This is a genomic window from Candidatus Pelagibacter communis (genome assembly GCF_001180205.1).
In the GTDB taxonomy this organism is placed as follows: Bacteria; Pseudomonadota; Alphaproteobacteria; order Pelagibacterales; family Pelagibacteraceae; genus Pelagibacter; species Pelagibacter ubique_O.
Window position 1 is genome coordinate 1 of the sequence record NZ_CVSU01000089.1, and the last position, 1,508, is coordinate 1,508.

1 protein-coding gene and 1 pseudogene are annotated in these 1,508 nt (G+C 30.4%); both read left to right on the plus strand.

What is annotated here, in order from left to right; translation table 11 throughout:
- Positions 1–209: pseudogene (locus AMO08_RS05865) on the plus strand (protease modulator HflC); the annotation flags it as partial.
- 227 nt (positions 210–436) lie between these two features.
- Positions 437–1,508: hypothetical protein (locus tag AMO08_RS03700; RefSeq protein WP_143323810.1), on the plus strand; the 1,072-nt coding region annotated here is incomplete at its 3' end.

Consider the following 1,508-nt stretch of genomic DNA (forward strand, 5'->3'; position numbering starts at 1 on the left):
AGATAATATCAGGTGCTTTTTTAGAATCTCAGACGATTAAAGGTAAGGCTGATGCAAAGGCTACCCAGATTTATGCAAATGCATATGGGAAATCACCAGAATTTTATAATTTCATCAAGACTTTGGAGACCTATAAAAATACTATTGATTCAACGACTCAACTTATTTTATCTACAGATAATACTTACTTTAAGTATATAGGTAAATAATAGAGTTATTCTCGAAAAGTATACTTCATTTTTATTTAATTCTAAATAAATAATAAATTCTATATAAAAATCCTGTTTATAATAGACTAAGATTTTATATTGGAATAGACTAGGCATAATTATTAATATAACAAGCTAAGTATTAATTCACATATTTTACTTATGCTCTTTACAAATAAAACATTTTTCTGAGTCTATTGTGAGGTTAATTATTTTTGGTAATACAAATGAATAAAAATATTTTTCTCTCTCTAATTGTAATATTTATTTTTTATGCATGTGAGAAAGAACCTATTGTTGAACCTGAAACAAGTACAGAAATTGTATTAGGTGCTTCAGGTGACCCTGCTGAATATTTTTATGATTTTTATTCAAATTCAGATATAAGCTCCAAATATCTTTTTTATTCAACCTCGACTCAAATTAATGCTCCGTCAACTCTTGATCCGACAAAAGACACATTAAATCTGAGGAGCTTTTCACAACATTTATTAACAGTTTCATCTGATGAATATTCTGGTTATACTACTAAAGAACCTTTTAGTGAGATTGAACAGGGAATTGATATTAATAATGACGGTGTATATCATGGTTCTGTAATAGATAAATTAACTTTTACAGCTGAAGCCCCTTGGTATCAGCCATATACTTTAATAGAAAAAATCACTTGGGATGATGAAAATAATAGGTATTCCCCTGGATATGGTTCTTCAGATAGAGTTTATGACACTCTATATTATACACAGCCAACAGAATTTGATTCACTCATTTTTAAATCAGTAATTGATTCTGACAGCATTACTTCAACAAGTGAATTTGCTTTTATTGATCAAAATGAATATAATTCTACAGTTCAAAAGGTTACCACTGGAGAAGATACAACTATTATAGATACCCTATATTTTAAGAAACGGTTTGTTGAAGACTTTTCTTATGCTCGATTGAAAAATATGGATTGCAATGAAGATGGAAGGAAGACAGATGCTGAAACCAGGACACAAGTTCCCTCAGAATGTCCTGAAGGTACAATATTCCTTGAAGATGCAACGGGTGGATTCTGTGATATCACAAATGAAAAATTTAATGATGCGGAAGTCTATTTAGATTTGCCAAGTGGAGTAGATTTAATACATAATTTTAATGAACCATTTCAAGATCGAAATTGTAATGATGTGGCTGATTCTTCAGAGGAGAGGGTGGACTCTAATTGCAGCTTTTTTTGTAGTCATTCATCTTATCTTGATGAAGACGATTGTCTGGAAAATGGGTCTGTTTGGGTACAAGGTATTTTTAGAACGG